21 protein-coding genes are annotated in these 22,940 nt (G+C 63.6%); 14 read left to right on the forward strand and 7 right to left on the reverse strand.

Features of this window, described 5'->3' with window-relative positions; all coding sequences use genetic code 11:
* The first annotated feature begins 87 nt into the window (after nucleotides 1–87).
* The 4 genes from QCE62_RS30395 to QCE62_RS30410 are packed head-to-tail and all read left to right on the forward strand — an operon-like array spanning nucleotide 88 to nucleotide 4,371.
* A complete protein-coding gene (locus QCE62_RS30395) occupies nucleotides 88–1,206 on the forward strand; it encodes a hypothetical protein (RefSeq protein WP_309926279.1) in 1,119 nt (372 codons plus the stop codon).
* Nucleotides 1,207–1,239: 33 nt separating this feature from the next.
* Complete coding sequence (locus QCE62_RS30400) at nucleotides 1,240–2,238, forward strand: SGNH/GDSL hydrolase family protein (RefSeq protein WP_309926281.1); 999 nt, start codon at nucleotides 1,240–1,242, stop codon at nucleotides 2,236–2,238.
* A 5-nt stretch (nucleotides 2,239–2,243) separates the two neighbouring features.
* Complete coding sequence (locus QCE62_RS30405; protein WP_309926283.1) at nucleotides 2,244–4,076, forward strand: carbamoyltransferase; 1,833 nt, start codon at nucleotides 2,244–2,246, stop codon at nucleotides 4,074–4,076.
* Nucleotides 4,069–4,371 carry a hypothetical protein gene (locus QCE62_RS30410; protein WP_309926285.1) on the forward strand — a complete coding sequence of 101 codons (303 nt, stop codon included), beginning with the start codon at nucleotides 4,069–4,071 and terminating at the stop codon, nucleotides 4,369–4,371. Before QCE62_RS30405 ends, QCE62_RS30410 begins: the two co-directional genes overlap by 8 nt.
* Before the next feature lie 55 nt (nucleotides 4,372–4,426).
* Here the strand turns inward: QCE62_RS30410 and QCE62_RS30415 are convergent, their stop codons facing one another.
* Nucleotides 4,427–5,926, reverse strand: a complete 1,500-nt coding sequence (locus QCE62_RS30415; protein ID WP_309927509.1) for an amino acid permease — start codon at nucleotides 5,924–5,926, stop codon at nucleotides 4,427–4,429.
* A 424-nt stretch (nucleotides 5,927–6,350) separates the two neighbouring features.
* Here QCE62_RS30415 and QCE62_RS30420 point away from each other — a divergent pair, with 424 nt between their 5' ends.
* Nucleotides 6,351–7,007 (forward strand): peroxiredoxin, encoded by a 657-nt coding sequence (locus QCE62_RS30420; RefSeq protein ID WP_309838052.1) that lies wholly within the window; start codon nucleotides 6,351–6,353, stop codon nucleotides 7,005–7,007.
* Between the two features lie 90 nt (nucleotides 7,008–7,097).
* Here QCE62_RS30420 and QCE62_RS30425 read toward each other — a convergent pair whose 3' ends face one another.
* Nucleotides 7,098–7,571, reverse strand: a complete 474-nt coding sequence (locus tag QCE62_RS30425; protein ID WP_309926287.1) for a ferritin-like domain-containing protein — start codon at nucleotides 7,569–7,571, stop codon at nucleotides 7,098–7,100.
* Between the two features lie 245 nt (nucleotides 7,572–7,816).
* On the reverse strand, nucleotides 7,817–8,527 hold the full coding sequence (locus QCE62_RS30430; RefSeq protein ID WP_309926289.1) for an FCD domain-containing protein: 711 nt from the start codon (nucleotides 8,525–8,527) through the stop codon (nucleotides 7,817–7,819).
* A 477-nt stretch (nucleotides 8,528–9,004) separates the two neighbouring features.
* Between QCE62_RS30430 and QCE62_RS30435 the strand changes: the two genes are divergently transcribed.
* The 3 genes from QCE62_RS30435 (at nucleotide 9,005) to QCE62_RS30445 (ending at nucleotide 10,850) form a co-directional block, all read left to right on the forward strand.
* The gene (locus QCE62_RS30435) at nucleotides 9,005–9,898 is read left to right on the forward strand and encodes a ketopantoate reductase family protein (protein ID WP_309926291.1); all 894 of its coding nucleotides are present in this window, start codon (nucleotides 9,005–9,007) and stop codon (nucleotides 9,896–9,898) included.
* Nucleotides 9,899–9,989: 91 nt separating this feature from the next.
* Entirely contained in the window at nucleotides 9,990–10,325 is a 336-nt protein-coding gene (locus QCE62_RS30440; protein WP_309926294.1) for a DUF4148 domain-containing protein, read from the forward strand.
* 147 nt (nucleotides 10,326–10,472) lie between these two features.
* The gene (locus QCE62_RS30445; RefSeq protein WP_309926296.1) at nucleotides 10,473–10,850 is read left to right on the forward strand and encodes a DUF427 domain-containing protein; all 378 of its coding nucleotides are present in this window, start codon (nucleotides 10,473–10,475) and stop codon (nucleotides 10,848–10,850) included.
* An 18-nt stretch (nucleotides 10,851–10,868) separates the two neighbouring features.
* Here the strand turns inward: QCE62_RS30445 and QCE62_RS30450 are convergent, their stop codons facing one another.
* On the reverse strand, nucleotides 10,869–11,762 hold the full coding sequence (locus QCE62_RS30450) for a LysR family transcriptional regulator ArgP (RefSeq protein ID WP_309926297.1): 894 nt from the start codon (nucleotides 11,760–11,762) through the stop codon (nucleotides 10,869–10,871).
* Between the two features lie 96 nt (nucleotides 11,763–11,858).
* On the opposite strand from QCE62_RS30450, the gene QCE62_RS30455 reads away from it, so the two are divergent.
* Complete coding sequence (locus tag QCE62_RS30455; RefSeq protein ID WP_309926299.1) at nucleotides 11,859–12,986, forward strand: aminotransferase class I/II-fold pyridoxal phosphate-dependent enzyme; 1,128 nt, start codon at nucleotides 11,859–11,861, stop codon at nucleotides 12,984–12,986.
* On the opposite strand, the gene msrA is transcribed toward QCE62_RS30455, so the two are convergent.
* The 3 genes from msrA to msrB are packed head-to-tail and all read right to left on the reverse strand — an operon-like array spanning nucleotide 12,950 to nucleotide 16,103.
* Complete coding sequence (msrA, locus tag QCE62_RS30460; protein WP_309926302.1) at nucleotides 12,950–13,660, reverse strand: peptide-methionine (S)-S-oxide reductase MsrA; 711 nt, start codon at nucleotides 13,658–13,660, stop codon at nucleotides 12,950–12,952. The two genes, QCE62_RS30455 and msrA, sit on opposite strands and share 37 nt — an antisense overlap.
* Nucleotides 13,661–13,703: 43 nt before the next feature.
* Entirely contained in the window at nucleotides 13,704–15,539 is a 1,836-nt protein-coding gene (locus QCE62_RS30465; protein ID WP_309926304.1) for a cytochrome c biogenesis protein DipZ, read from the reverse strand.
* A 39-nt stretch (nucleotides 15,540–15,578) separates the two neighbouring features.
* Nucleotides 15,579–16,103, reverse strand: a complete 525-nt coding sequence (msrB, locus tag QCE62_RS30470; RefSeq protein WP_309926306.1) for a peptide-methionine (R)-S-oxide reductase MsrB — start codon at nucleotides 16,101–16,103, stop codon at nucleotides 15,579–15,581.
* Nucleotides 16,104–16,277: 174 nt separating this feature from the next.
* On the opposite strand from msrB, the gene QCE62_RS30475 reads away from it, so the two are divergent.
* The 5 genes from QCE62_RS30475 (at nucleotide 16,278) to QCE62_RS30495 (ending at nucleotide 22,874) form a co-directional block, all read left to right on the forward strand.
* Entirely contained in the window at nucleotides 16,278–17,009 is a 732-nt protein-coding gene (locus tag QCE62_RS30475; protein ID WP_309926308.1) for a response regulator transcription factor, read from the forward strand.
* Nucleotides 17,006–18,523, forward strand: a complete 1,518-nt coding sequence (locus QCE62_RS30480) for a HAMP domain-containing sensor histidine kinase (RefSeq protein WP_309926309.1) — start codon at nucleotides 17,006–17,008, stop codon at nucleotides 18,521–18,523. The genes QCE62_RS30475 and QCE62_RS30480 overlap by 4 nt, the downstream gene beginning before the upstream one ends.
* A 927-nt stretch (nucleotides 18,524–19,450) precedes the next feature.
* Nucleotides 19,451–19,783, forward strand: coding sequence for a hypothetical protein (locus QCE62_RS30485; RefSeq protein WP_309926310.1), 333 nt, complete (start codon nucleotides 19,451–19,453; stop codon nucleotides 19,781–19,783).
* Between the two features lie 607 nt (nucleotides 19,784–20,390).
* Nucleotides 20,391–22,247, forward strand: a complete 1,857-nt coding sequence (locus tag QCE62_RS30490; RefSeq protein ID WP_309926311.1) for an alpha/beta fold hydrolase — start codon at nucleotides 20,391–20,393, stop codon at nucleotides 22,245–22,247.
* A 201-nt stretch (nucleotides 22,248–22,448) separates the two neighbouring features.
* A complete protein-coding gene (locus QCE62_RS30495) occupies nucleotides 22,449–22,874 on the forward strand; it encodes an organic hydroperoxide resistance protein (RefSeq protein WP_309927511.1) in 426 nt (141 codons plus the stop codon).
* Nucleotides 22,875–22,940: the final 66 nt, after the last annotated feature.

A 22,940-nucleotide genomic window follows, 5' to 3' on the forward strand; every position in this document is an offset into this window, starting at 1 on the left:
CCATCGCGGTCAGGCGCGTTTGCGCCGCGCGAGGACAGTCGTCGTGCGTGCCGATTCATGCCTGGACAGTCGCATCCGGGACTCGGCATGACGCACACGGGGGCCGAGATGAATGCGCTGGATCAGCTTGCGTGTCATGCGAATCAGTGGGTGCTGTCCGATGCGTGGTATTTCGATTCGCTCACGCATCGTTTCGTGCGCGGCGATCTGGAAATAGACGGCGACCGCATCGCACGGATTCTGGCTCCGCGCGAGTCCGTGCGCACGGATCGCCTCGATGCCGCCGATCTCGTCTGCGTCCCCGGCCTCATCGATGCTGACGCCGGCATCGCGCCCGACTCATGGCGCGAACACTCGAACCTGCTGCTCACTCACGGCATCACCACCGCCGGCTCGTTCCAGCGCGGCTTTCCCGATGCCTGCGCATTCGCGGGCGGCAATGGCGTGCGCCGGTTGATCTACATCGAACTCGACGAACCGCCGGAAGCCGACCTGCACGCGTTGTTCGACACACCCGATCCGCGCTGCATGCTCCTGCCCGCCGTGGTGCCCGCGCGGATCTGGTCGGCTGCGTCGCTGCTTGGCGTGGCATCGGCAGCGGAACGTCTGCGCAAGCGCCTGTGCGTCAAGCTGTGTCCTTCGCATGACGACGAGCGCGAGTATCGGCAGACGCGCTACTTCACCGAGGTCGGGCTGCTGTCCTATCTGTCGATCCTGAGCTGCGAGACCACGCTGTTCGGTCCCGCCGACATTTCGCGTCAGGACGCGGCGTTCATCGCGGAAACGGATGTGAATCTCGTATGCGGCGCGCCGCTCGTGCGGGCTTCGCTGATCGAGCATCGGCTCTGGGCTCATTGGCTCAACGCACGCGCGCTGGCCTGCTCGGTCGATGCCGGCGCGCTGCACCGGCTCGCGCAGGGCGCGGCGGAGATGAGCGCCTGTCCGGACGCCGCGTGCGACGCATGGATCGATTCGCTGACGCACGGCGCGGCGCGCGCAGTCGGCCTTCGCGATCTGGGTTCGCTCGCCGTGGGCATGCGCGCCGACCTGTGCCTGTACGACCGGCCGCATGCATGGCAAGGCGGCGAGGGCAGTGCGGGCTTCGCGCATCTGCTCGCGACATCGAGTCCGCGTCACGTGTATGTCGACGGCGTCGCGGAAGTCATCAACGGTGCGCGCGCGGGCGAGCTTGCCGTCGCGGGATAAGCAACGACGCCCACGGGCGAACGGGAGAGACCGATGAATGCACGCGCAGAAGCGCCGCCCTTGCACCGGCAGCTGATGCAGTACGACGAGATGCTGGGATATCGCTTCGTGCCGGGTCTGAAGCTGCGGATACCGCATGAGGGCGGCGGCTATCTCGTCAAGACGAACGGCGCGGGCTTTCGCTGCAATCACGAAGCGACACCGCAGAAGAATCGCGCGCGCCGTGTACTCGTGTTCGGCGATTCCTTCACGGCAGGCGACGGCGTCAGCAACGGCAAGCGCTATTCCGACGTGCTGGAAGACAACCTGCCCGATACGGAAGTGCTCAACTTCGGACTGTCCGGCAGCGGTACCGATCAGCAATACCTGGTGTATCGCGAGTTCGCGAAGAAGATCGACTTCGATGCCGTGGTCATCAGCGTGCTGGTGGAGAACATCCAGCGCAACGTGATGAAGCATCGCGAATGGTCGGATCGCGAAGGCGCGCCGCTCTATGTGCCGAAGCCGTGGTTCGAGCTGTCGGAGTGCGGCGCGATCGACCTGCAGGGCGTGCCCGTGCCGCAGCCGTTTCATTGCGAGGCCGATCAGTCGCCCGCGCCGGGCGGCGGCCTGTTCTCCAAGGCGCGCCAGATGGTGAACGGCATGGGACCGGAGTTCAAGGACAAGGTGCAGAAGCTCACGCGCTTCCAGCCCTTGCCCGAATACGACTCGCCCGACAGTCACGCGTGGAAGCTGCTGCGCGCGATCCTGCTGCACTGGAGCGCCGAAGTGAAGGTACCGGTGCTGATCGCCGTGCTGCCGGTGTATCAGTACGTCGAGAAGACCGCGAGTTATGCGGGCGTGCGCAAGCGTTTCGACGAACTGGCGGCCGAGTGCGGCGTGCCGGTGCATCACGTCGTGGACGACCTGTGGAAGTTCGACGACGAAACGCGCCGCGGCTTCCGTTTTCGCGGCGACGTGCACATGACACCGCTCGCGCACCGGGCGGTCGGGGAAGCCTTGGCCAATCAGCTTCGAAACATCATCGGATAATGACAATGGCACGCTACGTACTCGGCATTTCGGCCTTCTATCACGACTCGGCGGCGGCAATCCTCAAGGACGGCGAGATCGTCGCGGCGGCGCAGGAAGAGCGCTTCACGCGCAAGCGCCACGATCCGGGCTTTCCGGCGGGCGCGATCAACTACTGTCTCGAAGAGGCGGAGATCGACGGCACGGATCTCTCGGCTATCGCGTTCTATGACGATCCTGCGCTGACTGCCGACCGCATCATCCGCTCGTCGATTGCCTTCGCGCCCGAGTCGCAGGCGTTCTTCACGAAGGCCGTCAAATCGTTCTTCGGCGTCAAGCCGTACTTCAAGGAACAGATCCGCGCGATGCTCGCGTGCGACGACGTGCCGATCTACTTCTCACGGCATCATTACTCGCATGCAGCCTCGGCGTTCTTTCCCTCGCCATTCCAGGACGCGGCGGTGCTGTGCGTGGACGGAGTCGGCGAATGGTCCACGACGAGCCTCGGCTTCGGCAGCGGTTCGAAGCTCGATATCCTCAAGGAAATCCGCTATCCGCATTCGCTCGGGCTGCTCTATAGCGCCTTTACGTTCTATTGCGGCTTCAAGGTCAACAGCGGCGAATACAAGCTGATGGGCCTCGCGCCCTATGGCAAGCCGGTCTATGCCGACAAGATCCGCCAGCATCTGATCGATATCAAGGCGGATGGTTCGTTCCGTCTCGACCTCGACTACTTCGACTACCATCGCGGCCTCGCGCTGACCAACGCACGCTTCCATGAGCTGTTCGGCGGTCCGCCGCGCACGCCCGAATCGCGCATCACGCGGCGCGAGATGGACCTCGCGGCATCGATCCAGGCCGTCACCGAGGAAGTCATGGTGAAGCTGTGTTACGGGATCAGGCAACTCACCGGCGCGAGCAAGCTGTGCCTGGCGGGCGGCGTGGCGCTTAATTGCGTCGCCAACGGCAAGATCCTGCGCGAGGGCATCTTCGACGAAATCTGGATCCAGCCCGCCGCCGGAGATGCGGGCGGCGCCATCGGCGCGGCCTGTCTCGCGGACTTCAACGTGCTCGGCGGAACCCGTCCTGTACTCGCGCCGCAGGGCGATGCGCAAAGCGGCAGTTTCATCGGCCCGGCGTATCGCGACGATGAAGTCCTCTCCTTCATGCAGCGTCAAGGCGCCGTGTTCCATGCGCTGCCGGAGGCTGAAGAGGGCGCGCGGCAGGTGGCGTCGCTGCTGGCGCAGGAGAAGATCGTCGGCATGTTCTCGGGGCGCATGGAATTCGGCCCGCGTTCGCTGGGCGCACGGTCCATCCTCGGCGATCCGCGCGCCGCCGATACCCAGTCGCGCATGAACCTGAAGATCAAGTTCCGCGAATCGTTCCGCCCGTTCGCGCCCATCGTGCTGAAGGAGCGCGCGGGCGACTGGTTCGACCTCGACGCCGACAGTCCCTACATGCTGCTCGTCGCGCCCGTGAAAGAGGCGCGCCGTATCACGCCGAAGGACGCCGCTGATCCGGAGGACATGCTGGAGATCGTCAACGCGGTGCGCAGCGACGTGCCCGCAATCACGCACGTCGATTACAGCGCGCGCATCCAGACGGTGACGCAGGACGTCAATCCGCGCATGTTCTCCGTGCTGCGCGCGTTCGATGAACTCACCGGCTGCCCGGTGCTCGTGAACACGTCGTTCAACGTGCGCGGCGAGCCTATCGTCTGCACGCCCGAGGACGCTTACCGCTGTTTCATGCGCACCGAGATCGACGCGCTCGTGCTGGGCAACTACATCCTCTATCGCGACGAGCAGGCTGCTGTCGAGATGGATGAATCCTGGAAGAAGGAGTATGAACTTGACTGATGCCGACCTGAACCAGTTCTTCGCCGCACGGCTCGCGGCCTTGAAGCCGGAAGTCGAAGGCTTTATTCCCACGGCCTTCGACGCCGACTGCGCGTCCTATCTGCAGGATGTCTTCGAGCCTGAGCCCATCGTGAGCGAGGACGACATGATCGCCTCGCTCGTGGACATCTGGAGGCGCCAGGGGCTCGATTCGCTCGCGGCGCTCGAACCGGAATGGCGCAGCATGGCCGCAGAACTGCGCGCCACCGATGAGGCGACGCAACAGGTGTCGAATTTCATCTACGCGATGTATTGAGCGCTTTCGATGCGCGAAACAATCGAGCCGCCTGCAAGGGCGGCTCTTTGCTGTGTCAATGACGCGCCGGCTGCGCGCCGCGCTGATCGCGCAGTCTGCTGTGACGGATGCCGTAGACGAAATAGATGACGACGCCGATCGCCATCCACACCACGAGCCGGATCCAGGTATCGGCCGGCAGTCCCGACATCAGGAACAGCGACGACAACGCGCCCAGCGGCGCGACCACATACACGGCCGGCGTCTTGAACGAGCGTTTCAGCTCGGGCTGCGTGATGCGCAGCACCAGCACGCCAATGCAGACCACCATGAAGGCGAACAGCGTGCCGATACTCACGAGTTCGCCGACCAGCCCGATAGGCAGCAGCCCCGCGAGAACCATCACGATGACGCCCGTGATGATGGTCGTGATGTAGGGCGTGTGGAAGCGCGAATGAATCTTCGACGCGAACGGCGGCAGCAGGCCGTCTCTCGCCATCGAATAGAAGATGCGCGGCTGGGACAGCAGCAGCACGAGGATCACCGAGGTCAGGCCGAAGATCGCCCCGAGCTTGACGATGGGCGAGAGCCAGCGCATGCCGATGGCATCGACGCCCACCGCGATCGGGTCCGAGACGTTGAGCTTGTCATAGGGCACGATGCCCGTGAGCACGTAGGACACGAGCACATAAAGAATCGTGCAGATGGTGAGCGAGCCGAGCAGGCCGATCGGCATGTCGCGTTTCGGATTCTTGGTCTCCTGCGCGACGCACGATACCGAATCGAAGCCGATATAGGCAAAGAACACCACGGCCGCGCCCCGCAGCACGCCGCTCATGCCGAACACGCCGGATTCGCCGGTGTTGGGCGGAATGAACGCACCGGTCGGATTCTTCGCGGTGACCCAGTGGCCCGTGTCGACATAGGCGATGCCCGCGCCGATGAAGGCCAGCACGATCAGCACCTTGATGATGACGATGAAGCTGTTCACGCGCGCCGACTCGCGTATGCCGATCACGAGCAGGATCGTGATCAGTCCGACGATCAGCATCGCGGGAATGTTGAGCACCGCGCCCGCATGGCTCCAGCCGTGTCCGGGTTCGTACGAGAAGGGCGCACCCGCGAACTGCGCGGGTATGTCGATGCCGAGTGAATGCAGGAAGCTCACGACATAACCCGACCATCCGATCGCAACGGTTGTCGCGCCCACTGCATATTCGAGGATCAGATCCCAGCCGATGAGCCAGGCGATCAATTCGCCCATCGTGGCGTAGGCGTAGGTATAGGCGCTGCCGGATACCGGCACCGTGGAGGCCATCTCGGCATAACAGAGTCCCGCCAGCGCACATACGATGGCGCCGAGCACGAAGGACAGAATGATCGCCGGGCCGGCGTTGGTGGCGGCGGCATGGCCCGTCAGCACGAAGATGCCCGCGCCGATGATGCAGCCTATGCCCAGCATCACGACATCCAGCGAGCTGAGCGAGCGTTTCAGCGCATGGCCGCCGTGTTCCTGCATGGCGTCGTCGGTCGCGTCCGCTTCGTCCTGCAGCGTAGCGATGGATTTTCTTTGCATGACAGTCACGATCGCCTCCTGTGCGGCGGCAGGGCGGCCGCGCCCGTTGGCACGGCGAAGGCTGTCCGCCTGTTCGAATGCGGGATCTTGCGCGGTCCTGCTACTTCCCGCCAACCCACGCTTCAGCGATTGGCGTCGTTCCGTAATAGCAGATTTCACCGTCGATTTCGAGCGACGCTTCGTCGGAAGGTCTGCAAAACAGCACCGGGGCAGCAGGAAATGTGCCGCGACGACACGGGCGTTCACATTGAAGCGCAGTGACACAAGGCCACACGAAGCGCAAGGGCTTTGGGAGCCGGGAGCGCGGGCCCGGCGTCGCGCACTATAATCGGCGTGACTGTGGCATTTTCAGTGTTTCAACCCGGAAACCATTCTTGCCGCATGCAGAATGTTCACCGGTTCTTTCTATATGTGGAGATTTGATATGGCTATTCGCATTGGTGATGAAGCGCCCGATTTCACGGCAGAAACGACCGAAGGCACGATCCGCTTTCACGAGTGGATTGGCGACCACTGGGCGATCCTGTTCTCGCATCCGAAGGACTTCACACCGGTCTGCACCACCGAGCTTGGCTACATGGCGAAGCTCAAGCCCGAATTCGACAAGCGCAATACCAAGGTTATCGGTCTTTCCATCGACCCCGTCACGAATCACGCGCAATGGGCGAAGGATATCGAAGAGACGCAGGGCAGCGCGGTCAACTATCCGATGATCGGCGACGCGGATCTGAATGTCGCGAAGCTCTACGACATGATCCATCCGAACGCGAGCGGCGGCAGCCCGCGCACCGCCAACGACAATGCAACGATTCGCGCCGTGTTCCTGATCGGTCCGGACAAGAAGGTGAAGGCGACCTTCACGTATCCGATGAGCGCGGGCCGCAACTTCGACGAAGTGCTGCGTCTGCTCGATGCATTGCAACTCAACGCCAAGCATACGGTGGCCACGCCGGTGAACTGGAAGCCGGGCGATGACGTGATCATCCCCACTTCGGTGTCGGACGACGATGCGAAGAAGAAATACCCGGACGGCTTCAAGACACTGAAGCCTTATCTGCGCACGGTCGCGCAGCCGAAGTAAGCGTCGTTCACCTGGCATCCTGAAAGCGCCGGCCGCTGCAAGCGGCGCCGGCGCTTGTTGTTTCAGCTTGTGTTTTCAGAAAGGCATTGCTCAGTGGCGGCCCGTGCGGCGCTCGGGCGTGGTATCCACTTCACCGGGCCTGCGCAGCATCTTGTCGACTTCGCCCGCATGCAGCTCTTCGACCTGGATCATCTGCCGCGCATATTCCTCCAGCGCGACCGACCGGTCTTCCACAATCCGCAGCAATTCGCGATAGTGACCGAGCGCAACCTGCTCGGACTGTAGCGATTCGCGAAGGATGGTGGAGATGTCGAACGTGTGGGTATCGAGCAGCGGTCCGATGGTCAGCGACGGATACGCGCCGAGCGTGGTGATCCATTCGCCGGCCTGATGCGCATGCATCAGCGACTCGTCGGCTTGTGCGCGCAACCACGACACGATGGGAATACGGCCGAAGCCGAACACCAGAAACGAGTAGTGGGTATAGCGCACGACGCCTGCGAGTTCGGATTCGAGAATCCGGTTCAGGACGCCGACGACCTGTTCCTTGTCGAGTTCTGCCATTCCTGCCTCCGTGTCTTGAACGTACGTCAGCGCACGAGCGCACCGCAGGGCGGACGCGCATGCGTCCTCGCACGCGAAGCTTCACCCGGGGCTTCACTCATTTTAGTCACGCGAACGGCGCATGCGAGGCGAAAGCGCTGACCCAGGGCTCGTAGAGTCGCGCAAGATGCGCTCCCGGCTTGCAGGAGCGTCTTTGCGGCAGTGCGGGAAGAACAGCTTGCTAGCGGGTGTCAGACGAGAACGTGTCAGACGAGCTCTTCGGTCCACAGCGAAGCACTGCGCGCGAGCACTTGCGTCATGGCCTCGCGGGCGGCCTCGCTGTCATTGAGTTCGATCGCGCGCACGAGCCGGCCATATTCGCCGAGCTGGCTCTCCGGCACGCGTGGCAGCGCATGCGGCTGCGTGCGCAGCGCCGCCTTCATCGTCTTGATGCCGATGCGCACGACGCAACCCATCTGCCGCAGCAACTCGTCGCCGCTGGCATCGACGATGGCGGCCTGCAAGGCATCCTCCGCCGTGGATTGCAGCGCTTCGGTCGGGCTCGTGTGCAGCAGCTTCTGGAACGCCGCGTTGATGGCAATGCGTTGATGGCGGTTCGCGCGGGTCGCAGCCAGCGCGGCGGCGGGCGGATCGACCAGTGTGCGGAACTCCATGAGGCGGCGCACGAAGTCCGTATCGGGCTGGACGCGCAGACGCCATTCGGCAACCTCGGCATCCATCACGAGCCATTCGCTGACCGGCTTGATGCGCGTGCCGGTCTTGGGCCGCACGTCGAGCATGCGTCGCGAGATCAGCACGCTCAGCGCTTCGCGCATGATGGTGCGGCTCACGCCGTGCTTCTTCGAAAGCAGCACTTGCGGCGGCAGGACATGGTCCTGGTATTCACCGTTCACGATGCTTGCGACGAGTTGATTCACCACGCGCTTGACGAGCGATGCTTCATAACCATGATTCATGTTTTTTGTTCTCGTGAAATCGCCCACGCTTCAAGGCTTCCGGCCGCTCATCCCCGAACGGTTGATCCGCGCCTTTTCGAATTCCGGCAGCGTGCACCCCGCGCCCTTCCCTGCGCTTCCATGCGCCCGCGACGTGCCTGCCCTGCGGCCTGCCGTGTATTGATCCCCGGGATCACTGTCGACGATGCGCTTCCGAATGCGGCCAGATTCTGGCGCTCGGCTCCCCTGCGGACGGCATCGTCAATCCACTGAAAGAAGCGTATATCCGTATGGCCTGATTTAACAATATGGTTCACCGCGAATTCGACTGACTATGGTGCGTCCGCACACAAAGTTGCGACGATAGCCAACATCACGCGATTTGCTTCGACAAGCGCAAGCGTTTGCGCATCTTCGCTAGCGTTGCGCGTGGACCGGCCGCTTCGCTGTGTTACCGTGGCGAGCCAATGCAACGCCATGCAATGAGGAGAAGGCGAGATGAAAGTCGCGGTGATGGGCGCGGGCGCGGTCGGTTGTTATTACGGCGGCATGCTGGCGCGCACGGGTCACGAGGTCGTGCTGATCGCGCGGCCGCAACATGTCGAGGCGATCGAACGTGAAGGACTGCGGCTCGACACGCAACAGTTCGACGAGCGCGTGCACGTCGCGGCCAGCACGCACGCGAACGCGGTGCAGGGCGCGCAACTCGTGCTCTTCTGCGTGAAGTCCACCGATACCGAGAGCGCCGCTCGCGAACTCGAGCCGCATCTCGAACGCGACGCGTTGTTGCTCTCGCTGCAGAACGGCGTCGAGAATGCGGCGCGTCTGCGTGAGATGCTGCCGCAGGAAGCGGCGGCCGCCGTCGTGTACGTCGCGTCCGAAATGGCCGGTCCCGGACATATCCGGCATCACGGCCGCGGCGAACTCGTGATCGAGCCATCGACACGAAGCGAGGAAGTGGCACGCGCGTTCATCGAGGCGGGTGTGCCCACCGAGATATCAGACAATGTACGCGGCGCGCTCTGGGCCAAGCTCGTGCTGAATTGCGCTTACAACGCACTCTCGGCGATCACGCAATTGCCGTATGGAAAGCTGGTTCAGGGCGAGGGCGTCACGCGCACGATGCGCGACGTGGTAGATGAGTGCCTGGCCGTCGCAAAGGCCGAAGGCGTGACCATTCCCGGCGACGTGGATGCCGCAGTGAGCCGTATCGCGGAAACCATGCCGAGCCAGTTCTCCTCCACGGCGCAGGATCTTGCGCGCGGCAAGCTCAGCGAGATCGATCACCTGAATGGTCTGATCGTACGGCGCGGCGAGGCGCTGGGTGTGCCGACGCCGGCGAATCGCGTACTGCATACGCTCGTCAGGCTGGTTGAGAGCAAGGCGTCATAGGGATTTCCCTAGCGGTCTGGCACGCTCGATGCTGAGTATGAAGCACGCGCAGAAAAATCTCTGCGCGATGTCTACATACCGGAGGATCACCATGAAATCCTTGATCAAGGCCGTGGCCATTGCCGCCGTTGTGGTGGCGCCGGCCCTCTCATTCGCGCAATCCGATTCGACCGTGACGCGCGCCCAGGTGAAGCAGGATCTGCGGCAAGTGGAAGCAGCGGGCTATGACCCGTCGCAGTCGGATCAGACTTCGTACCCGCAGGATATCCAGGCCGCGGAGGGCCGTGTGCAGCGTCAGAACGGCAATGGGTATAACGCCGATATGAATGCGTACGGCGGAACGCGGGCCGGCACGTCGGCGTCCGGCATGCGCTCGATGCGCCCGATGGACAACGACGGCACCAAGCCGGTCTATTTCGGCCATTGATCCGTCATTGCCCCGGCAGCGGGGCTGCCAGGCGAGGCGCAGTCGCGGAAACGCGGCTGCGCCTTAGTCGTTTGAGCAGGGATCACGCGAGGGCGCTACCATCATTTCGATCACGCGCGTTGGGCGCGCCCTGCGAGGCTGAAACTCATGGACAAAGCCGTAAAGATTCCCGGACCGGATCATCCGGTCACCATCGAACGCAGTCCCTTGCGCGTCGTCGTCAAGGCAGGCGGCCGCGTGATCGCGGACACGACGGAAGCGCTCGGACTTCGCGAGAGTACGTATCCGGAAGTGCTCTATGTGCCGCGCAAGGATGTGGACATGGCGCAACTCGAACGCACACCACACAGCACCTATTGCCCTTACAAGGGCGAGTGCAGCTATTACAGCATTCCTGCGGGTGGACAGAAGTCGGCCAACGCGGTGTGGACCTACGAGACGCCGTATGAAGCGGTCGCGGCGATCAAGGACCATCTCGCGTTCTACAAGGATCGCGTGGACTCGTTCGAAACGCTCGAGCGCTGAAACTCGCGCAGGCGAATCTCAGTCGAGTAACAGCCTGGCATGACGCTTCAGCACCGCGCTGAAGTCGTCCAGCCAGCCCACCGCCAGGCGCCAGCTTTGCCAGTGCAGATCGACATCGAAGCGCACGCCCGGCGACATCTCCACCAATTCGCCGCTTTCCAGTTCGCGCGCGACCAGGCGCCGCGGGCACATGCCCCGAGCCATGCCCGCGGTACACGCGCTCACGAAGCCCGCGCCGTGCGGCACCACGTGAGCGGGCGGATGGATGTCCGCGCGCGTCACGCGCCGGATGAAACGCCGCTGCAGCTCGTCCTTGTCGTTGAAGTTCACGCACGGCGCCTGACGGAAGGCATCGCGTGTGAGACCGCGCTCGAAATGCCGCGCGAAATAAGCAGGCGCGCACACTGCGCCATAACGCATGCGTCCGAGCTTCATGGAACGCCAGCCGGGCACGGGCTCGGCCAGCGTCGTCACTGCACCTTGCACGTCGCCATCGCGGATGCGCTGCGCCGTGTGATCCTGATCATCGACGACGAGATCCAGCAGCACCTCCCGCTCGACACAAAACTCCGCTGCCGCCGCGAGAAACCAGGTGCTCATGCTGTCGTCGTTCACGGCGATGCGCAGCCGCGCGCGCCGTTCGCCTGAAGTACCGGGCAGGGCCGGCATGCGGCCGCCGAGTTCCGCTTCGAGCAACTGGACGCGTTCCGTGTGACGACACAGCAGCGCACCGGACGCCGTGGCCTCGCAGGGCTGACCGCGCCGCACGAGCAGACTGCCGACGCGCTCTTCCAGAAGCTTAACCCGCTGCGATACCGCCGATGGCGTGATGCTGAGTTCGCGCGCGGCACGCTCGAACGAGCCGGTGCGGACCACGGCCAGCAGCGCGTTCAAAAGGGCATAGTCCAGCATTAGCGTTCCTTGATCGGGATTAGCAAAATGAGCTTTGTTAAGGCCTGTCGAACGCGCAGACTACGGCTTTCTTCGAACCCGATCAAGCCACGCATCATGCAACCGACGCCATTCAAGCTGGAACGCTACTTCGCGCAACACGAGTTCACCGCGCGCCATCTGCTGTGCAGTTCAGATCCGGAATCGATGTCGGTCGGCGAACTGCTCGAATTCGAACCGGACGCGCTCGACGGACTCCGCGACACCTGGCTCAGCTATACCGAGTATCCCGGCGCGCCCGCATTGCGCCGTGAACTGGCGTCGCTGTATGACAGCGTGAGCGCGGACCAGATCATCGTGCATACCGGCGCGCAGGAAGCCATCTATTCGTTCATGAGGTCGATGCTCGCGCCGGGCGACCACGTGATCGTCCAGATGCCCGGCTACCAGTCGCATTATTCGGTGGCGGAGGCATCGGGCGTGCGGGTGTCGGCGTGGATGGCGCGCGAGACGCATGGCTGGGCGCCTGACATCGACGCACTGGAAACACTCGTGACGCCCGCCACGCGCGCGCTCGTGATCTGCGCGCCGCACAACCCGACCGGATATTTGCCATCGCGCGAAGCGTTCGAACAGATCGTCGATTTCGCCCGGCGGCATCAGTTATGGCTGTTCAGCGACGAGGTGTACCGCGGGCTGGAGCACGATCCCGCCGATCGCCTGCCGGCCGCCTGCGACGTGTATGAACGCGCCGTATCGCTAGGTGCGCTTTCGAAGACGCACGGACTGGCCGGCCTGCGGCTCGGCTGGGTGGCGACGCACAGCGCCGAGGTGCTCGAACGCATGAGCACGTTCAAGGACTATCTCACCATCAGCAACAGCGCGCCGAGCGAATATCTGGCAACGCTTGCCGTGCGGCATAGCGGCGCGCTGCTGGCGCGCAACCTCGAGATCGTGCGCGCCAACCTCCGGCTGCTCGACGACTTCTTCCTGCGTCACGCGCAACGTGTCGAATGGCAGCGCCCGCGCGCGGGGACGATCGGCTTCGTGCGCCTGAAGCAGGGCGCTGCCACGCGTTTCTGTTCAGAACTGCTCGAACGGACCGGCGTACTGCTGTTGCCTTCCACGCTGATCGATCATGGCGATGCGCACGTGCGTCTCGGCTTCGGCCGCCGCAACCTGCCCGAGGCGCTCGCCATGCTCGACGCCTACTTGGACGCGACCGTCACCAGCACCGCGTCCTGACGCCAGACACCCGGGAACATCTGCTTGAGGTTGCCCACCTTGGGCAGATCGTTGATCGCGATATACGGGCTTTCCGGGTGCTCCGTCAAATAGTTCTGGTGATAGCCTTCGGCGGGATAGAAGCCCTTGTAGTCCTCGACCCGCGTGACGATCTTGCCGCCATAAGCATGCGCGCGGTCGAGCTGCGCGATATACCCGGTGGCAATCTCGCGCTGCGCCGCATTCGTCGGGAACACGGCCGAGCGATATTGCGTGCCGTGGTCGGGGCCTTGATAGTCGAGTTCGGTTGGATTGTGCGCGACCGAGAAGAAGATCTGCAGCAGTTTGCCGTAGCTGACCTGCGCCGGGTCGTAGGTGATACGCACGGATTCCGCATGACCCGTATCGCCTTCGCTGACACGCTCGTATTGCGCTGTGTTCGCCGCGCCGCCCGCATAACCGGACATCACTTCCTTGACGCCGCGGACGTGCTGGAACACGCCCTGAACGCCCCAGAAACAACCGCCGGCGAACACGGCGGTTTCGCTATGCACCGAGCCGGCGGTCTCGTCGTGCGCGGGCGGCGGAATCTTTACCGCTTCCTCGCTCGAATGCGCGACACGCTGCAACGCAAAGGCGCCCGCGAACAGCACCGCCACGCTCGCGACCTTGAAAGACTTGCTGGTTTTCAACATGGACTGCTCCTGGTGACACACGCTGTATCCGCTGATGCGGGAATCAACCGAACGTGAACGCGTAGGCTTCGACGCCGGGATCGAGAAATTCGATGGTGAACGTGCGATCCGCAACCGGACCGGTCTGCCGCACGAGCTGATACAGGCGCTGTTCCTTCACGGTACCACTGCCGTCGGCCTGAATGTCGCTGCCGTGCGATGCGCCGGGCGCCGCGCCGTCGATGCTCACGCGAAACCGCACCGGCTTGCCGTCCTTGGACGGCCCGAGCACGAGATGCAGGTCACGCGCATGAAAGCGGTAGACGATGCGCCCCGACGCGCCTTCCAGCGTGGCATGCTCCGCGCCCACCTTCCAGGCGCCGGCGAGGCCCCAGTCGTTGGTATCGAGCGCCTTGGGCGCGGCGTAATCGTGCAGGCGATCGGGCGTCTGTCCGCCGGGCGACATGAACTGCGATGCCCGTTCGTAACCGACATAGGTTTCCGGCGAGCGCATGTCCGCGTTGTCGGCCTGCATCATCGCGCCCTGGCCGGCGGCGGCGTCGTGCTGCGGGGCGGCCGTCATGGCAGCCGACGGCGGCGCGCCATGTCCCGCTTCGGCAAGCAGCTCCTGAATGACGCGCTCGGACTCCGCATATTCGCCTTCGCCGAAATGGTGATAACGGATGTTGCCGTTGGCATCGACGAAGTAATGGGCCGGCCAATACTGATTCTCGAGCGCACGCCAGATCGCGTAGTTGTTGTCGATGGCCACCGGATAGTCGATGCCGAGATCGTGCGTCGCCTTCTTCACGTTGTCGATATTGCGCTCAAAGGCGAACTCCGGCGCATGCACGCCGATCACGACCAGGCCCTGATCGCGATACTTCTGCGCCCACGTCTTCACATACGGAAGCGTGCGCAGGCAGTTGATGCACGAGTACGTCCAGACATCGACCAGCACCACCTTGCCCCGCAGTGCTTCACGGGTGAGCGGCGGCGAATTGAGCCACTGCACCGCGCCATCCAGCGGCGGCAGCACGCCTTCCACAGGCAGGCCGGACGCGGCGGTTTTTTGCATGCCAGTGCTGGCGCGCATCATCGCTTGCGGTGCTTCGCCGGCGTCCTGCTTCTGCACAGGCGCAGGCTTCTGCGCCGACATCATCATGGCGCCATTGCCCTTCGAGAACTTGTCGACGAGCTGCTGTTCGATGCCCGCGGTGGCCACGGTCGAGACGCGGGCGAGTGCGCCCGTATCGAGACCGAGTGCGATCGCGACCACGCCCAGCAGCATGGCCGCGCCGAGCCCGCGCCGCACCCATTCGCCGGCGCCGAGCGAGCGCTTCATCGCCGCGAACACCCGTCCGCCGATCAGCAGCGCCACCGCCAGCGAAGTCGCCGCGCCGGCCGCATAGGCGAGCAGCAGCAGGGTCGTGCCGACGCTCGCGCCATGCAGCGCCGCGCCGGTCAGCACGAGGCCGAGGATCGGGCCGGCACAGGGCGCCCACAGCAGGCCCGTCGCGATGCCGAGCACCACCGAGCCGCCGATGCCCGGCTTGCCGTCGCCATGCTGCGCGTAGGCCGTCAGACGGTTGCCCAGCGTGACCAGCGGATGCATCACGCGGTCGGCGAAGCGCGGCAGCAAAAGCGTCAGGCCGAACACGGCGAGCAGCGCGATGGCGGCCCAGCGGCCATACTGGTTCGCCTGTGTCACCCAGCCGCCGCCCACGGCGGCGAGCGTCGCGACGCCGGCGAACGTCAGGCCCATGCCAGCGAGCAGGGGCAGGCCGCTACGCACGAACGACTGATCCGCGCGCGCAAACACGAAAGGAAGGACCGGCAGGATGCACGGGCTGAGAATCGTCAGCGCGCCGCCGAGATAGGCCAACACGATCAGCAACATGATGAGCTCGCGTAGAAAGGTTTCTTGGGTAACAGCGCGTCAGGCCGCGCCGGGATTGAACGTCATCGCCACGCCGTTCATGCAGTAGCGCAGTCCGGTGGGCTTCGGGCCGTCGTCGAACACGTGGCCGAGATGGCCGCCGCAGCGCCGGCAATGGACTTCCGTGCGCAACACGCCGAACGAACCGTCCTGACGTGTAGCGACCGCGTGATCGAGCGGCGCCCAGAAGCTCGGCCAGCCGGTGTGGCTCTCGAACTTGGTCTGCGACGAAAACACCGCGAGCCGGCATCCCGCGCAGCTGAAGGTGCCGGCGCGATGTTCGTCGTTCAGCGGGCTGGTATAGGGGCGCTCGGTGCCTTCGCGGCGCAGCACGTCGAATTGCGCGGGGTTCAGCAGGCGGCGCCATTCGTCGTCGCTGTGGACGATCTCGAAGCGCTCCGGCGCGGCAGCCTGCACTGCACCCTGCGGCGGCGTGCCGGCGAGGGCGCGGAAGCGGCCCGACAGCGCGAAAACTGAGGCGGCGGCCGCGGTGCCGGTCAGGAGAAAGCGGCGGCGAGTCGGCATGGCGTGATCCTGGTCGTGGACTGGAATGGCCTCATGCTAATCGCGCGCGCATCTCCGAGTCCTCACCGAAAGTTAAATTAAATGTGATACTTGGCCGCGCGCTTTTCTGCACAATGACGGCAGGGCGCGCCTCATCGTCATGCGGTTTCGCGCCAATCCGCCACGCACCTTCCCATGGACCAACCGAAACGCATTCTGATCGTCGAAGACGACATGCATATCGCCGACGTGCTGAGTCTCAACCTGCGCGACGAACGCTATGAAGTCGTGCATTCCGCCGATGGCGCCGAAGGCCTGCGCCTGCTCGAACAAGGCGGCTGGGACGCGCTGATTCTCGACCTGATGCTGCCGGGCGTCGACGGCCTCGAAATCTGCCGGCGCGCGCGCGCCATGACGCGCTATACGCCGATCATCATCACCAGCGCGCGGTCGAGCGAAGTGCATCGCATCCTGGGCCTCGAACTCGGCGCGGACGACTATCTCGCCAAGCCTTTTTCCGTGCTGGAACTCGTGGCGCGCGTGAAAGCGCTGCTGCGCCGCGTCGATGCGGTCGCGAAGGATTCGCGCCTCGAAGCGGGACGCATCGAGGCCGCCGGCATCGCGATGGATCCGCTCGCGCGCGAAGCCTGGGTCGATGGTGCGCGCATCGAGCTCACGCCGCGCGAATTCGACCTGCTGCATCATTTCGTGCGCCATCCGGGCAAGGTCTTTTCGCGCATGGATCTGCTCAATGCCGTGTGGGGTTATCGGCATGAAGGTTATGAGCACACCGTCAACACGCATATCAACCGGCTGCGCGCAAAAGTGGAGCGCGATGCGGCCGATCCTCATCGCATCCTCACCGTGTGGGGACACGGTTACAAGCTTGCGGCACAGAACGCCGGCGAGCCGGGAGCCGCATCGTGAAGCTCACGTTGTCGCAACGGCTCTTTGCAGTGTTCTGCGGACTGCTTCTGGCGTGCTGCGGCGCATCGGCGTGGCTGCAGATCCGGGCGAGCGACCTGCGCGAGAAGGAAGTCATCCAGAGCCTGTCGCGCAGTCTCGCCACGCATGTTGCGCACGACGGCGCGCTGGCGGACGCGAAGGATATCGACGCGCCCGCGGTGCGCCGTCTCTTCAGCCAGTTGATGGTGGTGAACCCGAGCGTCGAGGTCTATCTGCTGGACAACACGGGCCGTATCCGCGCCGACGATGCGCCGCCGGGCCATCTGAAACGCGAACGTGTCGATCTCGCGCCCATCGAACGTTTCCTGAAGGGCGACGCGTTGCCCATTCTCGGCGACGATCCGCGCAGCGCGGACAAGCGCAAGGTCTTCAGCGCGGCGCCGCTGGGCGTGGCGGGCCAGCCGCCGTTCGGTTATGTGTATGTGGTGCTGCTCGGCGAACAGCACGATGCGCTGGCGGCGAAGGCGTCGGCGAGTGCGGTGCTGCGTACCACGCTTGCGTCGATGGGACTCGTCACGCTGCTCGGGCTCGTCGCCGGCGTGGTGGCGTTCGGGCTCGTGACCCGGCCGTTGCGGCGCCTGACCGAAGCGATGCGCCGCTTCGATGCGAGCGCCGCGCCCGGCGAGCCGCCGCTTGCCGCGTTGCCGGCGGCTGTAGTGGCAGACGAACGCGACGAGATTGTCGTGCTGGAAAGCGCGTTCGCGCAAATGGCGGCGCGTATCGGCGAGCAATGGCGCGAGTTGGGACGGCAGGATCGCGAACGCCGCGAGATGGTCGCCAATATCTCGCATGACCTGCGCACGCCGCTCGCGTCGCTGCATGGTTATCTGGAAACGCTGACGCTCAAGTCGGAGTCCCTTGCCGCCGCCGAGCGCCGCCGCTATCTGTCCATCGCGCTGGCGCAGAGCACCAAGGTCGGTCATCTCGCGCAGTCGCTGTTCGAACTGGCTCGGCTCGAACATGGCATGGTCGCGCTCGAGCGTGAAGTCTTTTCACTGCCGGATCTTCTTCAGGACGTGTTCGAAAAGTTCGAGTTGCCCGCCCAGTCGCGTAGCGTGCAGCTGAATGCACACCTCGCGCCGCGGCTGCCCAGCGTCACGGGCGATCTCGGCATGATCGAACGAGTGCTCACCAATCTGCTCGACAACGCGATCCGTCATACGCCGCCGCAGGGCGCCGTGAACGTCACGCTCGGCAACGTGGACGAAGAGGGCGGACGGGTCTGCATCACGGTCAGCGACACCGGACCCGGCATTCCTCCCGACATGCAGGATGCGCTGTTCCAGCGGCCATTCACGTCTGGCGGAACACATCGCGGCGGTCTGGGCCTGCTCATCGTGCAGCGCATGCTGCAACTCAATGGCAGCCAGATCAGGCTGATCGACACCGGCCCGCACGGCACCACGTTTCGCTTCGATCTGCCGGCGGCCAGCGCGCGCATGCGGGAAGACCCGGCGCCGGCGCGGCCGGCATAAAAAAAGCCCGGCATGTGACTGCCGGGCTGAATGGGATGGTCATCACCTCGCCTGTAGCGCCGTTGGGATGCGCATGAAGCGGTGCCCGGTCAGACCATCCGCGTGGACGTGCGGATCTGAAGCGTCGCGCGGTTCGCTCCTCCCGATGCATTGAGACGATTGCTTGCTCGCGCCACAAGAAACGTTTTAGTCTCTTCGCCTTAAACCAGTCTTAAGGAATGCATGGACGGTGCATTGCATTTTTCGGCTTACGCTTTTAACGGCGGTGCTGTAGAGGACCGTCCTGCACGGCAATCGAAGTGAAATCGCGGCCTTAAGCGCGAAAGCAATAAGTGCAAGGCACGTCTCCTTACGGAAAACTCTCCTTGGATTCCCGATGTATGTTTGCTAGCATGTAAGCGAGTTGCAGGCCTCGGACCGCGGCCCTGATGTCAAACAACAGCGGTCAAACAACAGCGTCCCTAGACGTTTTCCATGCCAGGCTGGGCTTCAGCGCGCAGGGCTCTTCTGCGTAAAGCTGTTTCGCATCGTCGATTACTTGCTGGAACTATTGCTTGCATTGTTCCAGCTCGGGAAACGGGTGGTTATCTATCGGTGCATCACAAGCCGCACGAGTCGCGAAAGTCACGAAGTCACAATAGGGCGACGCTTACGTTCAAACATCGCCGGCATTACACGACACGCTTCAGATCAGCACGGCTTCTTGGCGATATGCGCAAAGCAGGGCTCGCTTGGATGTGGAATGTCGCGCGTATCTCCTGACGTTGCAGGTGAATTCCAGGGCAATCGGTCATCGTCATTGCAGATCCGGATGAAGGTGGAGTTGTCGCACGCATACGATCCGCTCAACCAGCGGGAGGAAACGTGGAAACGGAACTTAGTCAGCGGCTAGCGAAAGCTTTATGGCGTTGTGCATCGCACGGACACGTGCTGCCCTATCAGCGCTTTCATGCACTCTGCGAGCGAAGCATTCCACTGGCGCAACGCTATGCCGCGCTCGAATCGGCCATCAAGACCCTGGGCGATGTGCGCGAGATCGACTATGGCGTTTTGATGGCGCTCGACAGCGGCCTGCCGGGCGCGGAGTTCTTCCAGCGCTACTTGCGCCATCGTCACAGCGAATACGTACAGCTGATGGGCGACCCGAAATATCACCGGCAGACGCTCGCGCACAAACGCACGCTCGTGGCAGGTGAACGAGACCGGGTGTACGCGCATGCACGCCTTGTCGGCGAGGAGCGGGGGCGACAAGCGGCTTGACCTCGCGTGTGACCTTCGAACAGGGCCCTGCGTCTTGCCTCGACGCGGGGCATACGTCGTAGTGCATTGCTCCGCTCAAGCGATCGGAGCGGCCAAGCGCTTTGCTTGTTTTGCGAAGGCCTGCCATCTGCTCCGTGCTCATACCGGACCCTTATCCGGTTCAGTGTTTACCATGATTTCCCAAGCGGACCACGTTACAGCGCTCGCTGTTTCCTCATGCGTCTCACCATGGATTGCCTGACGATGAAACCCATTCGAAAGCCAGGCATCGAAAGGCTTACTGATCTTCATGCGTGAATGAGCGCTGCCAAACACAAGCCCCCGCGTTAAGCGCCATTTGATAGCTTCTTTGGGCACAATTTGCGGACCGAATGTCGTGATAGCGGGAGCGATTCATATAATCGCCTCAATACCTCGCGAACCCGCGACAAGTAAAGCCGGCTGGAATCCATGAGATGGCACTCCTGGATCGCCCGTGATCCGGCTCGACATGCAGCGGGCCAACTTCGCATCCGGGAACGTCGATTGCGCACAAACACCTCCACGGTTGTGTGCGCAGGGACGTTGACGGCCTGACATGTCAAGGCGAGACTTGCCGGCGGGAGACATGCCTGGCCGAATTGCGCGCCACCAGAGACGAGGAAAAGATCTAATGAGACCGGTTGTATTCGGGAATCGCTTCGGATGGCTGCATGCAGGGACTGGCACGCGCGGCGTGCTGCTCTGCAATACATACGGCCACGAATACGTATGGACATACAGCGGCATGCGGCACCTTGCCGATGCCTTGTCCGCGCGCGGCTTGTGGGTGCTGCGCTTCGACTATCGGGGAACGGGTGACTCGGCAGGCGCCGATGGCGCGCCCGACCAGTTCGCTTCGTCCGTCGACGACGTCGAAGCGGCCATCGACTGGTTCAAAGAGACTACGGGTATCGAGCACCTGACCTTGTGCGGCTTTCGCGTCGGCGCGGCATTTGCGCTCGAGGCCGCCTTGCGCAAGCCGGTGGACGATCTGGTGTTGCTCGCTCCGGTGTCGAGCGGGCGCATCTACATGCGCGAGCTGAACATCGTGCGCAAGACCTGGCTGGATCAGCTTGCGCCGCCGTTGCGCGAGATGCAGCAGTCCGCCGAGCCGCTCAACGTGCTGGGTCAGATCTATAGCGACGAATTCAAGCGCTCGCTGGAACAGATCGATCTCGTCGCCAGCGTGAAGCGTGCTGCTGCCGTACCCGCGCGCCGGGCACTCATCATGAATGTGCGGGCGGGCGGCAAGGATCCGTTGCGCGATGCGCTCGCGGAACGCGGCGTTGAAGCCGATGTGACGCCATTCGAAGATCTCCTCGGCTTCATCCAGGAAACGGCCTTCAATGCGTTGCCACGCGCGGCCTTTGAAGAAGCGGTGCAATGGATCACCCGCGACGCCGCGCAGGAGCAGGGCACAGCGTCTGAAGCCGTGATGCAGCAGGAAGCGTGGCCCGACCTGACGATTGAAACGTCAGAAGCGATCGAGCGGCCGGTTTGCATCGGCGAAGAAGGGCTGTTCGGGGTGCTGTGTGAACCGCGCACTGGCCTGTCGCGCGGCTCGGTATTCCTGATCGCCAACACATCGGCAAGCTCACGGGTGGGCGACAGCAGGCTCTCCGTACGCATCGCGCGTGAACTCGCGCGCCGCGGGGTAGCCTCGTTGCGCTTTGACGCGCGCGGCCGCGGCGATAGTCCGGCGGCCTCCGGTATCGTGCAATCGGATACGGCGTTTGGCCGGATCTATAACTCCGTCGCCACCGACGACACCGCCACGGCCGCCCGCTGGCTTTCGCGCCAGGGATACAAGTCGATCTTCTCGTTCGGCGTGTGCTCGGGCGCCTATCACGCGTTGAAGGCCGCGTTGATCGAGGACTCGATCACCGGCGTGGTCACGGTGAATCTGCCGACCTTCAAGAAGCCCGCCGATATCGCGCCCGATGCCTTGCGCCAGTCGACGCGCAATTCGATGGCAGGCTATGCGTTCTCGATGCTCGATCCGCAGAAATGGAAAGCGATCCTGCGCGGTGAAAAAGATCTGAAGCGGGTACTGCGTTTCGTGTCGGGCTACATGATGACGCGCGTACGTTCACGGGTCGTCGATGTCTTGCGGCTCGACCGCCTGACGCAAACGCCGCCCGAACTCGCGACCGAGCCTGGCCCGATGATCCGTGCGCTGGATGCCCGGCACGTCAAGACGGTGCTCATCTACGGCGCCTACGATGCGGGCATGGACCTGATCGCCGCGAACTTCGGCAAGGGCGGCGCGCGCCTGTCGCGCTTTCCGTCCGTGCGCATGGCGGTGTTCTCCGACGCGGATCACTCGCTGTTCATGCCGAGCGGTTCGAGCCAGGTGGTGGCGCTGTGCGAGAGCGTCGTCAAGGAAACGAGGGCGACCGTCGCGGATGCGATGTTTCCCGGGCGAGAGCCGGTCGTGCTCTGATTCCTGACTGTTCTTTTCTTCTTCTGCACCGTCCTTCCCCGCGCGAAGCTCCAGCGAGCTTCGCGCGTCTTGCGTATCCTTCCATAGCAGAACCCGCCTGATGCGGCGGCGTTCCTGTTCCATCGAAATCCCTCTCGACGAAGCTCGCGTGTTTGCAGCGTGCGCGAGGCTCGCTTCGCTTCCCAACTCAGGAGTCTGATGATGTCGATCGAAAAGGTCTTATACCGCGCCCATGCCCATGTCACCGGCGGCCGCGATGGACGCGCCAACATCCCTGACAGCAATCTGGATCTGCGCCTGACCACGCCGAAGGAACTCGGCGGAGGCGGCGGTGACGGCACCAATCCCGAACAGTTGTTCGCCGCCGGCTACAGCGCATGCTTCATCGGCGCGATGAAGTTCGTTGCCGCGCGCGACAAGATTGATTTGCCGAAAGACCTGGCTGTCGACGGAAACGTCGGCATTGGTCAGATTCCGAATGGCTTCGGCATTGAAGTAGCGCTGAAGATCTCGCTGCCCGGCATGGATCGCGGCGCCGCTCAGGCGTTGATCGACAAGGCGCATATCGTGTGCCCTTATTCCAATGCGACGCGCAATAACATCGATGTCACATTGACCCTCGCCTGAGGTTGACTCACAGGTCCATTCGGGGCGTTGAGGCAAGGCGCTCATGAGCGGGATGCCGGCCTCGCC

This window comes from Caballeronia sp. LZ033 (assembly GCF_031451265.1).
Classification (GTDB): domain Bacteria; phylum Pseudomonadota; class Gammaproteobacteria; order Burkholderiales; family Burkholderiaceae; genus Caballeronia.

What these genes read in the sequence shown, in the direction of transcription:
- QCE62_RS30475 (WP_309926308.1), top strand. Translation starts at nt 16,278, where the DNA reads ATGGACCAACCGAAACGCATTCTGATCGTCGAAGACGACATGCATATC.
- QCE62_RS30465 (WP_309926304.1), bottom strand. Translation starts at nt 15,539, where the DNA reads ATGTTGCTGATCGTGTTGGCCTATCTCGGCGGCGCGCTGACGATTCTC.
- QCE62_RS30425 (WP_309926287.1), bottom strand. Translation starts at nt 7,571, where the DNA reads ATGGCAGAACTCGACAAGGAACAGGTCGTCGGCGTCCTGAACCGGATT.
- QCE62_RS30490 (WP_309926311.1), top strand. Translation starts at nt 20,391, where the DNA reads ATGCCTGGCCGAATTGCGCGCCACCAGAGACGAGGAAAAGATCTAATG.
- QCE62_RS30405 (WP_309926283.1), top strand. Translation starts at nt 2,244, where the DNA reads ATGGCACGCTACGTACTCGGCATTTCGGCCTTCTATCACGACTCGGCG.
- msrA (WP_309926302.1), bottom strand. Translation starts at nt 13,660, where the DNA reads ATGTTGAAAACCAGCAAGTCTTTCAAGGTCGCGAGCGTGGCGGTGCTG.
- QCE62_RS30450 (WP_309926297.1), bottom strand. Translation starts at nt 11,762, where the DNA reads ATGCTGGACTATGCCCTTTTGAACGCGCTGCTGGCCGTGGTCCGCACC.
- QCE62_RS30455 (WP_309926299.1), top strand. Translation starts at nt 11,859, where the DNA reads ATGCAACCGACGCCATTCAAGCTGGAACGCTACTTCGCGCAACACGAG.
- QCE62_RS30440 (WP_309926294.1), top strand. Translation starts at nt 9,990, where the DNA reads ATGAAATCCTTGATCAAGGCCGTGGCCATTGCCGCCGTTGTGGTGGCG.
- QCE62_RS30435 (WP_309926291.1), top strand. Translation starts at nt 9,005, where the DNA reads ATGAAAGTCGCGGTGATGGGCGCGGGCGCGGTCGGTTGTTATTACGGC.
- QCE62_RS30400 (WP_309926281.1), top strand. Translation starts at nt 1,240, where the DNA reads ATGAATGCACGCGCAGAAGCGCCGCCCTTGCACCGGCAGCTGATGCAG.
- QCE62_RS30420 (WP_309838052.1), top strand. Translation starts at nt 6,351, where the DNA reads ATGGCTATTCGCATTGGTGATGAAGCGCCCGATTTCACGGCAGAAACG.
- QCE62_RS30430 (WP_309926289.1), bottom strand. Translation starts at nt 8,527, where the DNA reads ATGAATCATGGTTATGAAGCATCGCTCGTCAAGCGCGTGGTGAATCAA.
- QCE62_RS30415 (WP_309927509.1), bottom strand. Translation starts at nt 5,926, where the DNA reads ATGCAAAGAAAATCCATCGCTACGCTGCAGGACGAAGCGGACGCGACC.
- msrB (WP_309926306.1), bottom strand. Translation starts at nt 16,103, where the DNA reads ATGCCGACTCGCCGCCGCTTTCTCCTGACCGGCACCGCGGCCGCCGCC.
- QCE62_RS30395 (WP_309926279.1), top strand. Translation starts at nt 88, where the DNA reads ATGACGCACACGGGGGCCGAGATGAATGCGCTGGATCAGCTTGCGTGT.
- QCE62_RS30495 (WP_309927511.1), top strand. Translation starts at nt 22,449, where the DNA reads ATGTCGATCGAAAAGGTCTTATACCGCGCCCATGCCCATGTCACCGGC.
- QCE62_RS30445 (WP_309926296.1), top strand. Translation starts at nt 10,473, where the DNA reads ATGGACAAAGCCGTAAAGATTCCCGGACCGGATCATCCGGTCACCATC.